The 557-nt window shown below is 65.4% G+C and carries 1 protein-coding gene; it reads right to left on the minus strand.

The features are described 5' to 3' along the window. On the minus strand, positions 1 to 557 hold a 557-nt coding region (locus AC1DS5_RS25440; RefSeq protein WP_477721020.1), incomplete at both ends, for a TetR/AcrR family transcriptional regulator.

The following is a 557-nucleotide window of genomic DNA, read 5'->3' on the forward strand; positions in this document are numbered from 1 at the left end:
CATGCGCCTGACCAGCACGTCCGGCTTTTCGCGCGCGCCTTGGGTCAGCCAGTTCTCGCTCGCGATCCGGATGGCGCCGGTGGTGATCATTGCCACCAGTCGCGCCCGCGTCTGACCGGTCTTGTCGCTGGCGCGCGCTGCAAGCGCCCCCGCCATCGCGCGTTCCATCTTCTCGTATTTGAGCTGCTCGCGCGCCTGCAGTGCTGGCGTTTCGCGCTTCAACCGGGCAATGGCGATGGCATCCTCGGGGTTGAGGTGCCGAGTCATGGTCAGGATCGCATTCTCTGCTGCGGTGATCATCGATTCATCAGCAGGGCGTTCGGCGATGGCAGCGGTCAGGGCATCGGCGCTGCGATCCTGCCACGCCACCACGACATCTTCCTTGGACGCGAAATAATGGAAGAAGCTGCGGCGCGAGATCTCGGCGGCGGCCGCGATATCGTCCAGCGTGGTAGCCTCGTAGCCTTTGGCCAGAAACAGCTTCATCGCCGCTTCCGTCAGCCGCTGCAGGGTCTGCTCACGCTTGCGCTCGCGCAGCCCGGCGGCCGGCGCAATGT

The sequence above is a fragment of the Polaromonas sp. P4_H1 genome, assembly GCF_056400945.1.